Here is an 18,895-nt window from a genome sequence, read left to right on the forward strand (position 1 = left end):
GGAATTAATATGATCGTTATTGCAGGCAAGGCTACGCCGGAGGAACAGATTCAGGATATCGTTGCAGTTATTGAAAAAGAAGGGCTTCAGGTGCATATCTCTCGCGGAGAGGATCGTACTATCATTGGTTTGATTGGAAAAGTTGAACCTAAAATGCAAGAGCATCTTCGCCAAATGAAAGGTGTCGAGAATGTCGTTAAAATCTCGAAGTCCTACAAATTGGCAAGCCGCGACTTCCATCCGGAAGATACGGTGATCTCCATCAAAGGTGTAGATATCGGCGGAAAAGAACTTGTTGTCATGGGCGGACCATGTGCGGTTGAATCCGCTGCCCAGATTGATGAGATTGCCGGGCTTGTGAAAGCTGCTGGTGGGCAAGTGTTACGTGGAGGTGCATTTAAGCCGCGTACGGGTCCTTACAGTTTCCAGGGAACGGGCGTAGAGGGATTGATCATGATGGCAGAAGCAGGCAAGAAACATGATCTGCTGACCATTACAGAAGTCATGACACCTGAGTATGTGGATATTTGCGCCGAGTACGCCGATATTCTGCAAGTAGGTACACGTAACATGCAGAACTTTGATCTGCTCCGCAAATTGGGTGAGTGTGGCAAACCGGTATTGTTGAAACGTGGCTTCAGTGCGACATACGATGAATTGTTGAATGCGGCTGAGTACATTCTTGCGGGTGGTAACCCAAATGTCATGCTGTGTGAGCGTGGTATTCGTACGTTTGAATCCTACACACGGAATACGCTGGATCTGTCAGCGATCCCTGTTCTGCAGTCTCTGAGCCATTTGCCGGTTATTTCTGACCCAAGTCATGGTACTGGACGACGTGAACTAGTGGAGCCGATGACAAAAGCTTCCGTTGCTGCGGGCGCCAATGGACTGATCATTGAAATGCATACCGATCCGGATAACTCCATGACAGGAGATGGTGTGCAGTCCTTGTTCCCTGACCAATTCGCCAACCTGTTGCAGGATCTGGAGAAATTGGCACCAATCGTGGGTAAATCATTCAGCACAGCCAAACAACCGGCAGAATTTTTCCCGGCACGTGTAGGCGTATAATAAGAATTTCATAGTCAAGGTCTGGATCATCATCCGGGCATCTCCTCCGATCTCGTTCATTGCAACGGAATCAGATAGATGCTCGGTTTTTTGCATATTTTGCAGTTTTGAACGTATTTATTAATCAATAGTGATAAGAAACATTTATGATGTGAAGTTTTTTCCATGATTTAGGTTAAAATAGAGGTCGCTTTACCGCATTAAACCAGTTAAATGTATATGAAACTAGTTGTTATATGAATTTATGTTATTTATAAAGTGTGAGTATATCTAACATCCCTTCAAAAAATACCTTACATAAGTATTGACGATGTCATGTTTTAAAATTTATAATGACGACAGAAAAAAATTCGAATTTAGACATTTTCTTAGTGGGGTTGTTTAATGTTCGGAATATTTGGGAGGACGAATACATGTCGGTTGAAAACGTATTGAAATCAATTCAAGAGAACAACATCGAGTGGGTAGATTTTCGTTTTGTAGATTTAGCTGGTCGTGCACATCACATCTCGTTGCCAGCTTCGGCTGTTGATGCAGACACGTTCGTAAATGGAGTAGCTTTTGACGGTTCTTCTATCCAAGGTTTCCGCGGAATTGAAGAGTCCGATATGGTTATGATGCCAGATCCTGAAGCGACTTATGTCGATCCGTTCACTGCACACCCTACATTGAATGTTATGTGTGATATCTTCACTCCGGATGGCGAGCGTTATGAGCGTGACCCACGCAGCATCGCTGTTAAAGCAGAAGCTTATTTGCAAGAGAGCGGTGTAGGTACAGCGGCATTCTTCGCACCTGAATCCGAGTTCTTCATCTTCGACGATGTACGTTATGAGAGCGGCACGAACAGCTCTTCTTACTATGTAGATTCCGAAGAAGCTTCATGGAACACTAACCGCAAAGAAGAAGGCGGAAACCTGGGCTTCAAAGTTCGCACTAAAGGTGGATATGTTCCAGTAGCGCCAGTGGATACACAACAAGATATTCGTAGCGAAATGTGTCGCCTTTTGGAAGAAGCAGGCCTGTCGATCGAGCGTCATCACCATGAAGTGGCGACAGCGGGTCAAGCCGAAATCAACTTCCGTTTTGATACACTGAAGAAAACAGCAGATAACCTGCTTGCATACAAATACATCGTGCACAACACTGCACGTCAATATGGTAAAGTAGCAACTTTCATGCCAAAACCATTGTTCGGTGATAATGGTAGCGGAATGCACGTTCACCAATCCATCTTTGATGGCGACTCCCCATTGTTCTATGACAAAGCGGGATATGCTAACCTGAGTGAAATGGCATTGCACTATATCGGAGGTATCTTGTACCATGCTCCGGCACTGATCGCTTTGACTAACCCTAGTACAAACTCATTCAAACGTCTTGTACCTGGTTACGAAGCACCAGTTAACCTGGTTTACTCCAAAGGTAACCGTTCCGCAGCAGTTCGTATTCCAGTTGCAGCAGTGACACCAAAAGGTTGTCGTATCGAGTTCCGTACACCAGACTCCACAGCTAACCCATACTTGGCATTCTCCGCAATGTTGATGGCTGGTCTGGATGGAATCAAACGCAAAATCAACCCAACTGAGCTTGGATATGGTCCGCTCGATAAAAACATCTATGACCTGTCTGATGCAGATAAAGAAAACATCCGCAGTGTGCCAGCTTCTCTCGAAGAAGCACTTGATGCATTGGCAGCTGATAACGAGTTCTTGACTGAAGGCGGCGTATTCACAAAAGAATTCATTGAAAACTACATCAACCTCAAACGTGATGAAGCAAAAGCAGTAGCGATCCGCATTCATCCGCACGAGTACAGCCTCTACTTCGACTGCTAATCGGTTGGGGTCGGAACAGTTCTTGTTCCAACTTAAAGCCTCCGGGACACGTTCTCGGAGGCTTTTCCTTGAATTAAACAATGTAGTGCTTTAACTTTGCAGGGTGATAAAGGAATTTGATGACCTGAATTCAACACTTCAGTGCATATTGCCCTTGAAGCAGATAGAGAATACTGATATCATAGCGATAATATTCACTTTGAGTGCATTTTGCGCAAATCCATAGATCGACTTTCAATAAGTAAGATATAGATCAAAATGATTCGATTGGTCTATATCTTATACCCGTGAGCGATTCTAATCGAATTGTGCAAAATGCTGTTTGTATGTCAGAGTTACGGATGGAAAGGGCGGGGGATTTTGTGACAAAAAGAGCGTATAACTTTAATGCAGGACCTGCGGCGTTACCACTTGAGGTACTGGAGCGTGCACAGGCGGAATTTGTAGATTTTCGTAATACAGGCATGTCGATTATGGAGATGTCTCACCGTGGAGCGGTGTATGAGTCTGTACATAATGAAGCTCAGGAGCGGTTGTTGTCGCTTCTAGGCAATCCAAAAGGATACAAGGTTCTCTTTCTGCAGGGCGGTGCAAGCACTCAGTTCGCGATGTTGCCAATGAACCTGCTCGGTGCAGGGCAGACTGCAAGTTACGTGATGACTGGCAGCTGGGCCAAAAAGGCTCTGTCTGAGGCGAAATTGATTGGCGAGACACATGTTGCTGCATCTTCAGAAGCAGAGAAGTTCATGAAATTGCCGGATGTTTCGAATCTGAGTTTGCCAGAACGTACGGCTTATGTACATCTGACTTCCAACGAAACGATCGAAGGTACGCAATTCAAGTCGTTCCCGGATACCGGTTCAGTACCTCTGATTGCGGACATGTCGAGTGATATTTTCTGTAAACCATTTGATCTTAATCAGTTTGGCATGATCTACGCGGGTGCACAGAAGAACCTGGGTCCATCCGGAATTACGGTTGTAATTGCTCGTGAGGAACTGGTGAGCGAATCGCCTAAAACGATTCCAACCATGCTTCGTTACAGCACACATGTAGATAACAACTCCCTGTACAATACGCCGCCATCCTTCTCGGTATATATGGTGAATGAAGTATTGAAATGGATTGAAGAACAGGGCGGACTGGCTGGTATTGAGCAAAAAAATACGAAAAAAGCGGAATTGCTCTATAACACAATTGACGCTTCCGGCGATTTCTACCGTGGTTGTGTGGAACCAGAAGATCGTTCCCTGATGAATGTAACCTTCCGTCTTGCTTCTGAGGAACTGGAGAAAAAGTTCATCAAGGCATCGGAGGGAGAAGGATTTGTAGGTCTGAAAGGACATCGCAGTGTGGGTGGTCTCCGTGCCTCCATTTATAATGCTGCTCCTTATGAGAGTGTTAAGGCACTGACAGACTTTATGAGCCACTTCCAGAAGACAAATGGATAATTAGTATAGGGTACGGTGTAATGGACCTTCGTGTCTTATCCTGTGCCTTACCAGAGCCTTCCACATTGACGTGTGGAGGGCTTTTCTTTAAGATTAGAGGGTTGTCGTCAACATGAAATGAAAAGGAGATTGAACACATATGGCTTTACACATCGTTCTGGTTGAACCAGAAATTCCGGCGAACACAGGAAATATTTCGCGTACTTGTGCGGCAACCGGTACCCATCTGCATCTCGTGCGTCCACTTGGATTTCGAACAGATGATGCTACATTGAAACGGGCAGGGCTGGACTACTGGCATGCCGTTCATATTGAATACCACGACTCATTTGCAGAGGTTCAGGAAAAATATCCGGAAGGTCGCTTCTTCTACGCAACTACGAAGGCAAAGAACCGATACAGTGACTTTAATTTTCAGGATGGGGATTTCCTCGTTTTTGGTAAAGAGACTAAAGGCCTGCCACCTGAATTAATTGCTGCGAATCCCGATACATGCATGAAAATGCCAATGACTGGTGATGTTAGATCATTAAATCTGTCCAATTCGGCAGCAATTATTGTGTATGAAGCACTGCGTCAGCTTAATTTTCCGGGGTTAGAAGGATAAATCCGGGTTATAAATGACGGCTAGAATTCGGTAAAAAAACATTTTTCAAAAAAAAGGACAAAAAATGTTTATTTCCAGCAGGATTCGACAAAATGTTGGCGAATCTATAAACATAGTACAAATGTACCTAGAAATTTAGAGTAAGATAGGAGAGGTGTGCCGTAGCTATGAAGCCAGCTGGAGTAGTTCGCAAAGTTGACCAATTAGGTAGGATCGTATTGCCTAAATCTTTGCGTAAAAGGTATCAAATGAATGAGGGAGATCCTGTAGAAATCTTAGTACAAGGGGACCATATTATCTTGGAGAGATATCGTCCAAAATGTATTTTCTGCGGATCCATCGAGGAAGTCAACGAGTTCAAAGAGCGTTACATATGCGCACAATGTTTAGATGAAATGACTCAGCTTCCACAACACGGATAAGAAGTAACGCCATGGGGTTTATTAACCCCGTGGCGTTTTTTTTGTTTTCAGTATCCAGTGCATGGTTCAGTTCCATATGAATAAAAGAAGAGTATGAAATCTAAGGTTGAATACATATAGGTAAAACCTCACTCCATACGGCATTCAGGATGCCTTGCATATTTTCTTCCTCACTATTAATACATATGACAGCTTCCTTTGAGGGAATTACGATACACAATTGACCATAGGCTCCATCCGCGCGATAAGCGCCATGAGAACACATCCAGAACTGATAGCCGTAACCTTTTCCCCAATCACCGTCTCCAGTCGTTTCGATTTGCTGGGACGTAGCCTGTCGAATCCAATCCGCAGGTACAAGCTGTCTGCCTTCCCAAAAGCCCTCCTGCAACAGTAACTGTCCAAATCGACTCAGTTCCTCATTGCTTATCCAAAGACCTGCACAGCCAAGTGTTACCCCCAATGGAGAGGTTTCCCACTCTACATCATGAATGCCAAGTGGATCAAATAACCGTGGAGTCAGGTAATCTTTCACGGTTTGGCCTGTAGCAGCCTGTAGCATGGCTGAGATCATAAATGTATCCCCACTGCTATATGTAAATTGTTCTCCAGGTAGCCGGTCCAGAGGCAGCGACATGTAATATTTCGCCCAGTCCTTTTCGGTCAATGAAGCTCGTTCATCAGCCCAAAGAGGGGGAGAGTCATGGCCCGAAGACATTCGGAGAAGATCACGCAGTTTCAATTCCTGCGGCGATGGAAGATTGCGCTGTGCAGTTGGTACATGATCATAAGAGAAATAATCACCAAGTGTCGCATCCAGATGTAACAGACCTTCTTCAAGCGCAAGACCAACGGCCATACACGTGAAGGATTTACTGATGGAATGTTGTACCCTGCGCTGATCCTTATCCCGGTCCCAATGGGCAAGCAGATGCCCTTTTTGTAATATGCGAATGGAAAAAACGTTCAATTTTTGCTCAGTAATCGTATGAATGAAACCTTTGAGTTGCTCAGACATATTAACCTCCCTAATATCAGGTGAAACCTGAGTAAAATCGGTTGGTGAAACGTTTCCGTAATTCGAATGCAAAATCAGAACTCATGTTAGTATAAACCTGGTTTGGTGTCAATTAAAGTTGTAATAGCACTTACTAAATTTTCATTTTTTCGTAATAATAGTGTCTTTCGATGCAAATTTAGACTTAAAAAAGCATTTTTTCGAGAAAAAAACGCGAAATTTGTAAAAAGGTTATTGACAGGATTTACTCATCGGGCTTATGATTTATTCGAAACGATTCGAAGAAATCGCTTCCACATTAAAAGTGTTGTAATGAAGTCCATGTGAATCAACGTTGGCTATGTTTTGAAACGATTCGAGAAAATAGTTTCGATAACCCATCGTAATACAAGGGAATCTACAACAGCCTGCAATCCAACGCCAGAGAAACGAATGAGTAAAGACAGCAGGCGATGATGAGAGGGGTTACATTATGGCACATATAACGATCGAAACTGGATCGCCAACTTTATGCATGAACACCAGCATACATGTTGTGTCCAGTGACTCCGGAGAGACTTCAGGCGGTACACTATATCTGTTGCACGGGGCAGGCGATAATGCGAGTACCTGGCAGCGGTTAACTACAATTGAGATGTATGCAGCCCAATATGGCTGTACCATCATTATGCCGGAAGCGAATCGAAGCTACTACACCGATATGGAATACGGCCTGAATTACTTCCACTACATCACGCAGGAGTTACCTGAAATATGCAAGCGTCTGCTCAATCTGAATCCTGATCCGGAGAAAACATACGTCGCCGGTTTATCCATGGGTGGATATGGTGCACTGAAATGTGGACTAACTTATCCAGAGCGATATCGCAAAGTAGTGTCTCTATCCGGCGTAACGGATATCCAGACACGACTTCATGATCCCCATATGCCAGCGACCATGATCAAGGAAATGAAAGCGGTTTTTGGAGAACGTTTACAGGTGAAAGCCGATCAGGATATTTACGCACTGTCGGCCAAGTTGCTGGAACAGGGTGTTCCTTTACCGGATATCCTCAGTTGCTGTGGCGATAGTGACCCCTTCGTAGAGATGAATCGCGACTATGCGAAATACATGCAGGGGACTGCCTTTGATTTTCGGTATGTGGAGACGCCGGGGGCTCATGAATGGAGATTTTGGGAGCACCACCTGAGAACGATGTTTGATTTTCTGTACAACGACAAGACCATAGTAGAGTGAGGAGATGCAATGTGAAACCTGCAGCCGAAGGACCTAGCAAAAAGCTGAAGGGAAACGTGAAGGGCAATTCGCTCTGGACTGAAATCTGGAAGCACCGAATGACATACACCCTGCTTATTCCGGGGCTTGTCTGGCTAATCCTGTTTGCCTACATGCCGATGGGTGGCCTGTCTCTGGCATTCAAAGATTACAAAGCCAACCTGGGCATCTGGGGAAGTCCATGGAGCGGATTCGAGAACTTCAAATATGTTTTCCGTGATCCAACCTTTATCGACGCAGTATGGCGTACGCTGTACATCAATATTCTAAAACTGATTATTCAGTTCCCATTCCCGATCATTCTGGCGCTGTTGTTGAATGAATTGCGGATGCGAAGAGGGAAAAAATTGTTCCAAACCGTTCTTACGTTTCCGCACTTCCTGTCCTGGATCATCGTATCCGGGGTAGTCATCAATGTGCTGGCATATGACGGACTGGTAAACAGCGCGCTCGGATTACTCGGATTGCCAACGATTAACTTCCTGGGGTCTGAATCCAACTTTGTACCAATGTTGCTGTTGACTGATATTTGGAAATCAAGTGGATGGGGCGCGATTATATTCTTGGCTGCCATTTCCGGTATTGATCAGGATCAGTATGAATCAGCACAGATTGACGGGGCTTCCCGTATGCAACAGATGTTCAAAATTACTTTACCTAACATCCTTCCAACCATCACAATCATGTTTATTCTGTCGGTTGGTGGATTGATGTCTTCCGGGTTTGACCAGATCTTCAACTTGGCAAATGCCGCTACCAAAAATGTATCGGAAGTACTCGATGTATATATCTATCGGATTACGTTCCAGTCATCTACCGATTTCTCATTCTCGACAGCGGTCAGCTTGTTCCGTTCCCTGGTGAATATGGCCTTGCTGCTTCTTGCTGACAGATTTGCCAAGTGGCTTGGCGGAGACGGTTTGTTCCGATAAGAGAGGAGGAAAAATGAGATGAGCAAGAAAGCTAACAAAAAACCGAGAATTGGTACAGAAAAAATGACACTTCTCGATTACATTATCTTTGCCGTATTACTAGTGCTTGCCCTGATGATCCTGATTCCGTTCTGGAATGTCATCATGATCTCGTTTGCAACACAAAAAGAATATGCTGACAATCCATTTTTGATGTTCCCTAAAGAATGGACATTGGATTCCTACAAGGCATTGTTCGCTGACGGAACGATTCTGTCGGGGTACAAAAATACAATTATTTTGCTAGTCATCGGCTTGCCACTCAGCTTGTTCCTGACAACAAGCATGGCATATGGCCTTAGTCGCAACAAATTTCCGTTTAAGAAATTTATATTTTTCCTGGTACTGTTCACCATGATCTTTAATGGTGGTATCGTACCGCTGTACCTGATCATGAAATCACTTCATCTTACTGGTACGCTGTGGTCTGTTATCCTGGCGGGAAGCTTTAGTGCTTTTAACATGATTCTGATGATGAACTACTTCTACACCTTGCCTGAATCACTCATGGAATCGGCGAGACTGGATGGAGCCGGAGAGTGGAGAATTTTGTTCTCTGTTGTTCTTCCGCTGGCTACACCAATTATGGCTACAATCACGTTGTTCTACGGTGTAGCTTACTGGAACAGTTGGTATGATGCGATGATATTCCTTCGAAAAGCGGATCAGTTACCGCTCCAGAATGTACTCCGAAATATTATCGTGACATCTACGACGAATGCATCCAATGCATCCAGTGTGGATGCTGCCCAGGCAAGCAACTTCTCAATGGGCATGAAGATGGCAGCCGTATTTGTCACCATGGTACCAATTATGTGTTTCTTCCCAATGCTGCAAAAACACTTTGCCAAAGGGGTATTAACAGGGGCAATCAAGACCTGATTATACGTATAGGATTTTGCAATAAAATTCTACTAAAAACATGGGGGTAAAACATGAAAACGAACAAAAAGTTGTCAGTACGAGCTCTCTTTGCCATCACGCTTAGTGTAGTTATGCTGATGGTGACCGCTTGTTCCAGCCAAGGAGCTTCAGGTGGTAACGAAAAAGATGCAGAGGGAAATTACAAAGACAACCTGACCATCTCTGTAGCTAACCTGACAGAAATCAAAAACGGGAACCTGGATAATGACTTCCACAAGTTCTGGACAGACAAATTCAATGTAACTTGGGACTACAACTATATCGATTGGGATTCATGGGGCGAGAAGCTTCGTCTGTGGATCAACTCTGGCGACTTGCCGGATGTAGCGGTATGGAACTACGTACATGGCGATGCCATTAACAGTATTGAACAAGGTTTGTTCTACAAATTCCCGGATGACTGGAAAGAACGCTGGCCTAACGTGGCAGCAGCTTACAATTTGACGGGTCTTGGAGACAAATTGGAAGAATTGACGGGTGGAACATATGTCCTGCCTAGACCAATCTATTTCGAGAACAAACCGGCTGACCCACTGACGAACCAAATTGGTGTCATTGCGCTTCGTAAAGACTGGGCTGAAGCGGTTGGTTTTGAACTGAAAGATGCTTATACAACAACCGAATTGAACGAATATGCTGCGCTAGTGAAAGAAAAAGATCCAGGCAAAGTGGGTAACAAACTTGTACCTCTGTCCTACAATGCGGCAGATGCCATGACAAACATGATTATGCCTAACAGTGTGCATGCCATGACTGACTCTCCGTTCTACAAAGGTGAAGATGGCCAATTCCACTGGGGACCAGCAGATCCTGAAACGCTGACAGGACTTAAATTGATGCAAAAAGCCTATAAAGATGGACTGCTCAATCCTGAGTTCTACACATGGAAAAACAATGAAGGTCAAAACAACTTCAAAGTAACAGGTACAGCTGCTGTAACAAGTCTGGGCGGACTGGCTTCGTACAGACAAGGTCTGGATTCCGATATGAAAAAAAATCTGGGTGTAGATAGTGATGAACTGGTACACACAGCAATCGTAGTAGGCGATGACGGTAAATACCGTAACATGGAGCAAGCCAACTTCTGGTCGGCATTGATCTTCAATCCGGACATCAGTGACGAGAAATTCGAACGGATCATGGATCTGATCGATTACTCCGCAACAAAAGAAGGACAGTTGCTCATCAACATGGGCTTTGAAGGAACCGATTGGAAATATGATGAAAACAACGAACTTGTTAGCTTGTTGCCAGAAGGAACGGTATTGGAAGATAAATACCCAGCACGTTTCGAAGGTCTGTACCTGCTCGGTGACGACTTCAGTGTTGTAAACCCTGCAATCAAAAAAGATTACCGTGATAGAGCCGTGAAATTGTTCGAAGAAAAAGCAAAACTTGGTACAGAAGGCAAATCGCTTGCACCATACGATTGGGATGTCAACCTGTACGATTCCAAAGCTAAGAGTCAGGCTTCATTCGACTACCAGAACGAATATGCCAACTTGATCCTCAAAAACGGAGATCTAGAGGCGAACTGGAAAGAATGGGTAAACAGTAAAATGTCCCTGGTTCAACCTTATCTGGATGAGCTAAACGATAAATTCTAGTAATCATTCAGTAATTCATTTTGAACCCGGTGCGCGGTCTCTCCCCGAACGCAGCCGGGTTCTTTATTTCAACAACTTATAGTGGAGGATACGATCAGATGAATAACGAGCAGTTGCTAGATCTGGTAAAACAGATGACGTTGGAGGAAAAAACAGCTCAGCTTCTTCAGTTGACTGCCAACTTTTATGAAGGAACAAATGTCGAAGGTCAGATCACAGGGCCGATGGAAGAGATGGGAATTACGGAGCAGTCCGTGGATGCCAGTGGGTCCATTCTGGGGTTGTCCGGTGCGCAGGCCATCATTGATGTACAGCAAGCTTATATGAACAAAAGCCGTTTGGGCATTCCGCTTTTGTTCATGGCTGACGTAGTTCATGGATTCAAAACCATTTTCCCGATTCCATTGGCGATCGGTTGTTCATGGGACACAGAACTGGCTGAGAAAAGTGCTGAAATTGCAGCACGTGAATCAGCTGTATCCGGTTTGCATGTTACCTTTGCACCCATGGTGGATCTGGTTCGTGACCCGCGCTGGGGCCGTGTGATGGAAACGACAGGAGAAGACCCTTATCTGAACAGTTTGTTTGCGGCTGCGTTTGTACGTGGATATCAGGGTGATAACTTGAAGGATGAGCCAGATCGTCTTGCAGCCTGTGTTAAACACTTTGCGGCGTATGGGGCGGCTGAGGGTGGTCGGGATTACAATACGGTGGACATGTCTGAGCGTAACCTGCGTGAGTACTATTTGCCAGCATACAAAGCAGCATTGGATGCGGGCGTGGAGATGGTCATGACTTCGTTCAATACGGTTGACGGTATTCCGGCAAGTGGCAATGAGAAGTTAATGCGCGGCATTTTGCGTGACGAGTGGGGCTTTGATGGTGTATTAATCTCGGATTGGGCTTCCATTCGCGAGATGATTGCACATGGTGCTGCACAAGATGATCGTGAAGCGGCATATCGTGCCATTCGTGCAGGGGTAGATATGGAGATGATGACACCTTGTTATGTTCATCATTTGCCTGAGCTGATTGAGAGCGGTGAAGTGGAAGAAGAGCTCATTGATGAAGCCGTTCTGCGAATTTTGCAACTGAAAGAAAAGCTGGGATTGTTCGACAATCCGCTGCGTGCAGCTGATCCTGAACGTGAACGTGAGATTGTGTTCTCCAAAGAGCACCGTCAGGTATCGTACGAACTGGCAACAAAATCAGCTGTCCTGTTGAAGAATGATGACAGTGTGCTTCCACTTCAACCTGACGCTAATGTAGCCCTCATTGGTCCTTTTGCACAGAGTCCTGACATTCTGGGTTGGTGGTCCTGTGAAGGAGTTAAGGAAGATGCAGTTAAGTTGGGAACAGCTCTGCAAGAACGCCTGACAGGTGGAAAAGTTCAATTTGCTCAAGGCAGTAATGTTCATACGATTACAGCTGAGCAGATTGCCGAAGCCCTGGAAGTGGCAAGCAAAGCAGATCTGATTGTTCTCGCTCTGGGTGAAGACTCTGAGATGAGCGGAGAAGGTGGCTCACGCACGGATATCCGTCTGCCAGCAGCCCAATTGGAATTAATCAAACAGCTCAAAGCAGCCGGCAAACCGATTGCCACCGTTATTTTCAACGGCCGTCCATTGGATCTGCATGGTGTAATCGATGAATCGGATGCCGTTCTTGAAGCCTGGTTCCCAGGTAGTGAAGGCGGAGCAGCGATCGCAGATGTTCTGACAGGTGTAGTGAATCCATCCGCACGTCTGACGATGTCCTTCCCGCAGTCCGTAGGTCAGATTCCGGTCTATTACAACCATTTCAATACAGGTCGTCCACTGAACCCGGAGAAGACGGAAGAACGTTACGTATCCAAATACATTGACAGCCCGAATGAACCTTTGCTTCCGTTCGGTTATGGTCTCTCATACACTTCGTTCTCTTATGGTGATCTTGAAGTCTCAAGTAATGAGATGACTGCAGATGAGTCCCTGAGCATCCAGGTACGTGTTACAAACACGGGTGACCGTGCAGGTGTGGAGACCGTTCAGTTGTACGTTCGTGATGTAACAGGTGAAGTCGTTCGTCCGATGCGTGAGCTGAAAGGATATGTGAAGCTTGCACTGGCGCCAGGCGAGAGTGGTACAGCCACGTTTACGTTAAATGAAGAACAGCTTCGTTATCACCATTCCGACTTAAGCCACCGCAGTGATCGAGGCGAGTTCCATATTCTTGTGGGTGCAAACAGTCGGGATACTCAGAAGAAATCATTCAGACTTGTTTAATCCGGTGAATGGAAAGAGTAATGTGTCAGGCCTTTTGTTATGAAAGGCCTGATAAACATAACAGGGGAGCGAAGAATGTGGTCAGTATCAAGGATATCGCCAAACAGGCGGGAGTTTCCATCTCTACTGTGTCATATGCGCTGAATGGCAGCAACAAAGTGACCGATGAGACGAGTTCCAAAATTTTGGCCATTGCCAAAGAACTGAACTATGTTCCAAATGCCGCAGCAAGAACACTGAAGAAGAGGGAATCCAAAATTCTAGGTGTATTCTTGACCGATTTTAGAGGAGATGTGTACGGAGACTTGCTGAGTGGCATGAAAGCCGTATGTAATGCTCAAGGTTATGACCTGATCGTGTGCAGTGGTAAACAATCCCATCGCATGCTTCCAGAGAGGATGATTGATGGTGCGATCATTCTGGATCATACGTTTGCAAGTGAGGAACTAATGCAGTATGCCGATCGTGGGCACAAAATCGTTGTATTGGACCGTGAGATGGATCATCCCAACATTAATCAGGTTCTGCTGGATAATAAGGCCGGGGCAACACTTGCGATGGAACATCTTATTGAACAGGGACATAAGAAAATCTACGTGGTTACAGGACCGGAAGGTTCGTTTGACTCTGTGCAGCGGTTAAAGGCTGTGAGACAGGTTGCTGAACGTGAAGCCGATGTGGAATGGATTGAGATTACGGGAGATTTTGAAAAGAGTGGTGGAGAACAAGCCGCAGATCAGATTGTGCAGGTGTATGATGGACCCGCAGCGGTATTCTGCCTCAATGATGAGATGGCTATTGGCTTGTGTGATCGTCTGGCAGACAGTACACTTGGCGTTGGTCAGGAGATTGACGTCATCGGATTCGACAATATTGAATTGAGCAAATACGTCCAGCCGAGACTGGCAAGCATTGATTATTCCAAACGCAAGTGGGGATCGCTCGCTGCTGAACAATTGATCAAAATTATTGCTGGAGAACCCGTTGATCATGAACGAATTTATGTGACATTAGTTGAGGGTGGGTCGGTGAGTGGGCCTATTTCGTCTGATTCGGTTATATCTATGCGGAATGACCGGGCGGTTAGCTATTGATCCCGAATACAGCAAGAGACAAGGCTTAGAAGAATCGAATCATTCTTTTAAGCCTTGTCTCTTGCTATTTCGAGGATGAAGCAATAGAAAAAGCCTCTCCGGAGAGAGGCTTGGCCTTTACAAGCCTTTTGTTTTGTCATTGTTGTAGGATGAAGTGAGAATGCCTGTAATGAAGAGAGTCAATACAATTGCAATAATCCAGAATGTCAGTGAAAATGACATGCCCTTCGCACCTCCTGCACAAGCTCATTTTCTTCTATTATAACCATTATAGGTAGAAAAGAAATGCTTCACCCTATTATTTGTAAAATAAAAAGTGTGTGGGCACCGGTCTGAGGCTGCCATCTGAAGGGTTATTCACGACCCGATTATTCAGAATAAGCGAGGATGATCCACCGCCATCCAGATTATAGGCGTCGATCACCCCAAGCTTGTACAACCGCCCTTGCAACTCTTCAAGGGTAGCACCGGAACTTCCGCCCTCATTATATCCGTCAACTACAATAATCAATAACTGATCATCCTTATAATTGCCAATGACTGTACGTGGTGCTCGTTTTGGTGATACTTTCCATTTGTCGGGAATTGCGGTTTTACGTCCATTCTGTAACAGCACGGGTACAAACGTAGCTCCAAATTGTGGTTGCAGGCGATCCAGTGAGTTTTTGTCAAAGAACTTGCCTCCAACCAGTTTGCCGGCATCATTAAGTCCTACAAAAAACAGATCTTTGAAACTGGCCTGGAAACCGTTCACGTATTTCCCGTCCATGACGGTTGTGCTAAGTGGATAACGTTTGCCTCCACTGTCAGCAAATCCACCTGCGTTGATCCCGGCAATTGCGCCGTTACGCTTCACAGCCTGCATGGTCGTCTCAGAACGCCCAGGTTCACTGTCTAGAGCCATCTGCATGGCCGTAGGGTCTTTTAACTTGATCTTCATGGCATAGCCCTTATAGCTGCCAGGATTCACTCTGTACATTTCAATCGTTAGCCGGTCACTGTCTACCCGTTCAAATGGAACGCCAAGCTTGGATGAAATCCGTTTGTTGTAGATCGTTTCCGGACGATCCGCTTGGGCGGAAGCCTTCTGCACAAGTGTAGACATCGTACTTGTTGTTTTATTATAGAGCTGTGTCGTTCTTTTAATAGAAGAAGAAGTCTGGACAGCAGCATCTTTTGCCCCCGCAAGCTCTTGGCTAATTGCTTGGGTCCGGGGTGTAATCGTATCCTCTGACAGTTCGGTAGGCATCAAACCTCCGGGTTCAAGTGGAGGACGAAGCAGCAGCAGGCATAATATCAATCCAACAAAAGGAGCGAGTGCAAGCATAAAAAAACGATTAACCTGTTTGACGGGTGTAATCATTTGAGCAGGTCCATCTTTTTCTGGAGTGTCTCCAGTTGTTTTTTGACTTCGCTCAGCTGGGTATACAGTTTGTTGCTGTTATCCGTTTTGTCACTTGCATTATCCTTGGTGAAAGTCAGCAATTCATTGAAGGATTGAACCTGTCCCTGCAGGTCTTCTACTTCCTTAGATATCGTTGTTAGCTGATTTTCGTAGTCGGTTTTTAGCGCTGCAATCTGCTGCTGATTATGGGCTTGAAGCTGGTTAATCATCTGTTGTTGGAGATGGTTACTATAATAGTAGGTTCCAACGACTCCTAGTGCAATGAGGACAATCCACATTACCAGAAACAGCTTGATTGAAGATCCAGCCTTGCCTTTGGCGCTCCGGGTGTGATGGATGTCAGAGGACGGGGCAGATGGTTTCATATCATCACTCCTGGTCATTAATAGGTACAAAAAAATTTCCAGTCCTCATTCTATCATGCCCCTATTGATTACGCAAAAATGAAATTCTTTACTTAATAGAGTAAAAAGAGATTGCATCGGAAGGAAGTCCTAGGATACAATTTCTTATAGATGCAATAAGTAGGAACTTTGGGCAGGTTTTTCGACTTTTTTAGATAGAAATGCAGGAAATTTATACTATATTTTGACCTTTCCGGGGATGGGAAGATGGACGTCATGGTGTTTTTATAACAAAATACAGTGAAAATAGAGCTTTTTTATCGGCTGCCTCCTGTATTTTTCTGTTTTTCGACATAATCCGACCTATGCTTCTTCTATACTCGGACTGTCGCATAGACAATGGAAATATCATGATAGAAGCTAGAAGTTATTTGTCCAATACATAACAGGGGGAACAACAATGAAAAAAGTATGGCAGGTGGTCATCATAGATATCCACCCCACCAGCATGCTCGGTACAAAATTGATTTTGGAAGAGCAGCAAGATCTGACGGTACGTGGCATGACTTCGACCGGAACAGAAGGGCTCGATCTGGTGAATATTCACCAGCCTGATCTGATTCTCATGGATTATCGTCTTCCAGAGGGCCAGGCAGATCAATATATTGCCCAGATGAAGAATCTGTCAGCTCACAGTCACATCATCATTTTGACGGATGAAGACAATGTGAAGCTGTTTCGTCATCTGATGAGCCTTGGTGCAAGCGGCATGTTATCCAAACAGGCTTCCCCTAGCCAGCTGATTCATCTGATCTCTGGATTACGTGAGGGCCATGTGTCCATTCCATTGTCGTGGTTAAACAGTGCGGAGTGGGCGCAACCTGTGGAGTCTCCGACAGAAGCACGTGTCATTGAATTAACAGAAACCGAAACTTTTATCATGGAAAGAATTGTTCAGGGTGTAACCTATGATAAAATAGCGAATGAGATCAACGTTAGCAGACGTTCCATTGATAATTACCTGCGTAAAATATACGTGAAGCTGGAAGTAAGCAGTAGAGCACAGGCCATTGAACGTTATGCCTTGTATGCAAGACAAGTGAAGACGGGATCCTGACGAAACAGGTTTGTTCTTCCCATGATCACAACAGTTCTGTATGCATCCGGTCATATTCGATGGCGCGCAGGAATAGGTTGTAGGGCTGCGGACTGCGATTACAGTTTCGGAATAGGGACGAAAGGGGAACGGATCGATGAAATATTTCTTTGCTTCCCGTACCAACAGGCTTTTGTCATCACCACTGAGGGATATACGTGAGATGTCTGGCAGGGATTATTTCATTTCTCTGGCAGAAGAATTGCCTGCGGAGGAGTTGTTTCCTTTCAAATTGTTGGAAGAAGCAGCCGTGTCTGTCTTTAGTTCAGGCCCCTCCGCATTGCAATATGGAGAGCCAGCAGGCTACACGCCCCTAAGAGAGTGGTTGAACAAAGACTGGAATGCACGCAAAGGCATACGAACGGTACCCGAGCAGATTCTGTTGACCACTGGTACCCAGCAGGCCATCGATCTGGTGATGCGTCTATTGCTTGAGCCAGGAGATTCTGTACTGGTTGAACATCCCACATCTCCAGGCTGTCTTGAGGTATTGGAGATGCAAGGAGCCAAGATTGTGCCCGTAATGGGTGATCGGGACGGCATACTGCCAGACCTTTTGGAGCAACACATGCAGCAGGTTAGACCGAAGCTGCTTTTTGCTGCACCCAGTTTCTCGAATCCGACCGGTGCTTTGTGGAGTATGGAGCGGCGGGAGGCTGTCCTTGAGCTGTGTTCGCGCTATGGTGTACTGCTTGTGGAAGATGATTCTTACGGAGAGCTCCATTTCGATGGCCTTGAGCCAACGGAATTCTATCGTAAATATCCTTCACTCTTTGCACTGGATACTGCCGATCAGGGTGGACATGTTCTCTACATTGGTTCATTCAGCAAAACAGTAGCGCCCGCTCTTCGAACCGGATGGGCTGCTGGACATCCTGCGCTGATTCAGGCAATGGCCTCGGTTAAACGAATTGCAGATGGTCAGTCCAGTCCGATGAATCAGCGGCTGTTGTATCAATTGCTTGCCCATTCCCCTTTTCGTTGGAGTGATCACCTATCCATGTTGAATAGGGAGTATAAGACAAGACTCAAACTGATGCTTGAACTGTTGAAGAGACCGGGCTGGAAAGGGTGTCAGTACAACATCCCTCAGGGCGGAATGTATCTGTGGGTACAGTTGCCTGAAGGTTTGGATAGTGGCGCTCTGCTTAAGGCGGCTTTGCCCAAAGGTGTATCTTTTCTTCCTGGATCGCTATGCTCCACAGGTGTACAGGATCAACGTTACATTCGATTGAACTTTAGCCATCCAGGCCGGGATGAATTGCTGCTTGGCATGAACCTGATCAGTGAAGCCATTTCCGAATTTACGGCTCGTAGCTAAGTCAGATCAACAAATAGATTGTAGCAAAAATTAAAATTGGTTCATGACCAAAGTGATTACGTTATTGCATCCACTAACATTTTTATATATAATATGTATTAATGAGTTGTTGGTTTCTTTATA

The 18,895-nt window shown here is 45.3% G+C and carries 16 protein-coding genes; 13 read left to right on the forward strand and 3 right to left on the reverse strand.

Annotated features, from left to right (window positions below; all coding sequences use genetic code 11):
• The first annotated feature begins 9 nt into the window (after nt 1-9).
• The 5 genes from aroF (at nt 10) to QNO02_RS09000 (ending at nt 5,392) form a co-directional block, all read left to right on the forward strand.
• A complete protein-coding gene (gene aroF, locus QNO02_RS08980) occupies nt 10-1,074 on the forward strand; it encodes a 3-deoxy-7-phosphoheptulonate synthase (protein ID WP_036610039.1) in 1,065 nt (354 codons plus the stop codon).
• 413 nt (nt 1,075-1,487) lie between these two features.
• Nucleotides 1,488-2,912 carry a type I glutamate--ammonia ligase gene (gene glnA / locus QNO02_RS08985; protein ID WP_074094318.1) on the forward strand — a complete coding sequence of 475 codons (1,425 nt, stop codon included), beginning with the start codon at nt 1,488-1,490 and terminating at the stop codon, nt 2,910-2,912.
• A gap of 362 nt (nt 2,913-3,274) precedes the next feature.
• Nucleotides 3,275-4,363 carry a 3-phosphoserine/phosphohydroxythreonine transaminase gene (gene serC / locus QNO02_RS08990; RefSeq protein WP_091035043.1) on the forward strand — a complete coding sequence of 363 codons (1,089 nt, stop codon included), beginning with the start codon at nt 3,275-3,277 and terminating at the stop codon, nt 4,361-4,363.
• Between the two features lie 139 nt (nt 4,364-4,502).
• Nucleotides 4,503-4,970: a tRNA (uridine(34)/cytosine(34)/5-carboxymethylaminomethyluridine(34)-2'-O)-methyltransferase TrmL gene (gene trmL / locus QNO02_RS08995; RefSeq protein WP_017689589.1), complete on the forward strand. Its 468-nt coding sequence runs from the start codon at nt 4,503-4,505 to the stop codon at nt 4,968-4,970.
• Nucleotides 4,971-5,137: 167 nt separating this feature from the next.
• Nucleotides 5,138-5,392, forward strand: a complete 255-nt coding sequence (locus tag QNO02_RS09000) for an AbrB/MazE/SpoVT family DNA-binding domain-containing protein (protein WP_036610032.1) — start codon at nt 5,138-5,140, stop codon at nt 5,390-5,392.
• Nucleotides 5,393-5,492: 100 nt separating this feature from the next.
• Here QNO02_RS09000 and QNO02_RS09005 read toward each other — a convergent pair whose 3' ends face one another.
• Nucleotides 5,493-6,410, reverse strand: a complete 918-nt coding sequence (locus QNO02_RS09005) for a serine hydrolase domain-containing protein (protein ID WP_289391844.1) — start codon at nt 6,408-6,410, stop codon at nt 5,493-5,495.
• Between the two features lie 472 nt (nt 6,411-6,882).
• On the opposite strand from QNO02_RS09005, the gene QNO02_RS09010 reads away from it, so the two are divergent.
• The 6 genes from QNO02_RS09010 (at nt 6,883) to QNO02_RS09035 (ending at nt 14,546) form a co-directional block, all read left to right on the forward strand.
• Nucleotides 6,883-7,647 carry an alpha/beta hydrolase gene (locus QNO02_RS09010; protein ID WP_076318319.1) on the forward strand — a complete coding sequence of 255 codons (765 nt, stop codon included), beginning with the start codon at nt 6,883-6,885 and terminating at the stop codon, nt 7,645-7,647.
• Between the two features lie 11 nt (nt 7,648-7,658).
• Nucleotides 7,659-8,618, forward strand: coding sequence for an ABC transporter permease (locus tag QNO02_RS09015; protein ID WP_017689585.1), 960 nt, complete (start codon nt 7,659-7,661; stop codon nt 8,616-8,618).
• 18 nt (nt 8,619-8,636) lie between these two features.
• Nucleotides 8,637-9,539, forward strand: a complete 903-nt coding sequence (locus QNO02_RS09020) for a carbohydrate ABC transporter permease (protein ID WP_289391845.1) — start codon at nt 8,637-8,639, stop codon at nt 9,537-9,539.
• Nucleotides 9,540-9,592: 53 nt separating this feature from the next.
• Entirely contained in the window at nt 9,593-11,188 is a 1,596-nt protein-coding gene (locus QNO02_RS09025) for a type 2 periplasmic-binding domain-containing protein (RefSeq protein ID WP_289391846.1), read from the forward strand.
• A gap of 98 nt (nt 11,189-11,286) precedes the next feature.
• A complete protein-coding gene (bglX, locus tag QNO02_RS09030) occupies nt 11,287-13,452 on the forward strand; it encodes a beta-glucosidase BglX (protein WP_289391847.1) in 2,166 nt (721 codons plus the stop codon).
• Nucleotides 13,453-13,529: 77 nt separating this feature from the next.
• Nucleotides 13,530-14,546 carry a LacI family DNA-binding transcriptional regulator gene (locus QNO02_RS09035; RefSeq protein ID WP_133384145.1) on the forward strand — a complete coding sequence of 339 codons (1,017 nt, stop codon included), beginning with the start codon at nt 13,530-13,532 and terminating at the stop codon, nt 14,544-14,546.
• Between the two features lie 298 nt (nt 14,547-14,844).
• On the opposite strand, the gene QNO02_RS09040 is transcribed toward QNO02_RS09035, so the two are convergent.
• Complete coding sequence (locus tag QNO02_RS09040) at nt 14,845-15,909, reverse strand: phosphodiester glycosidase family protein (protein WP_091032697.1); 1,065 nt, start codon at nt 15,907-15,909, stop codon at nt 14,845-14,847.
• Nucleotides 15,906-16,316 carry a uroporphyrinogen-III C-methyltransferase gene (locus QNO02_RS09045; protein ID WP_017689578.1) on the reverse strand — a complete coding sequence of 137 codons (411 nt, stop codon included), beginning with the start codon at nt 16,314-16,316 and terminating at the stop codon, nt 15,906-15,908. Before QNO02_RS09045 ends, QNO02_RS09040 begins: the two co-directional genes overlap by 4 nt.
• Nucleotides 16,317-16,755: 439 nt before the next feature.
• Between QNO02_RS09045 and QNO02_RS09050 the strand changes: the two genes are divergently transcribed.
• Together QNO02_RS09050 and QNO02_RS09055 are read left to right on the forward strand one after the other, a co-directional pair.
• On the forward strand, nt 16,756-17,412 hold the full coding sequence (locus QNO02_RS09050) for a response regulator transcription factor (RefSeq protein WP_133384146.1): 657 nt from the start codon (nt 16,756-16,758) through the stop codon (nt 17,410-17,412).
• Nucleotides 17,413-17,548: 136 nt separating this feature from the next.
• Nucleotides 17,549-18,772 carry an aminotransferase-like domain-containing protein gene (locus QNO02_RS09055; protein WP_091032695.1) on the forward strand — a complete coding sequence of 408 codons (1,224 nt, stop codon included), beginning with the start codon at nt 17,549-17,551 and terminating at the stop codon, nt 18,770-18,772.
• Nucleotides 18,773-18,895 lie beyond the last annotated feature (123 nt).

Source organism: Paenibacillus sp. PK1-4R (assembly GCF_030369595.1).
Classification (GTDB): Bacteria; Bacillota; Bacilli; order Paenibacillales; family Paenibacillaceae; genus Paenibacillus.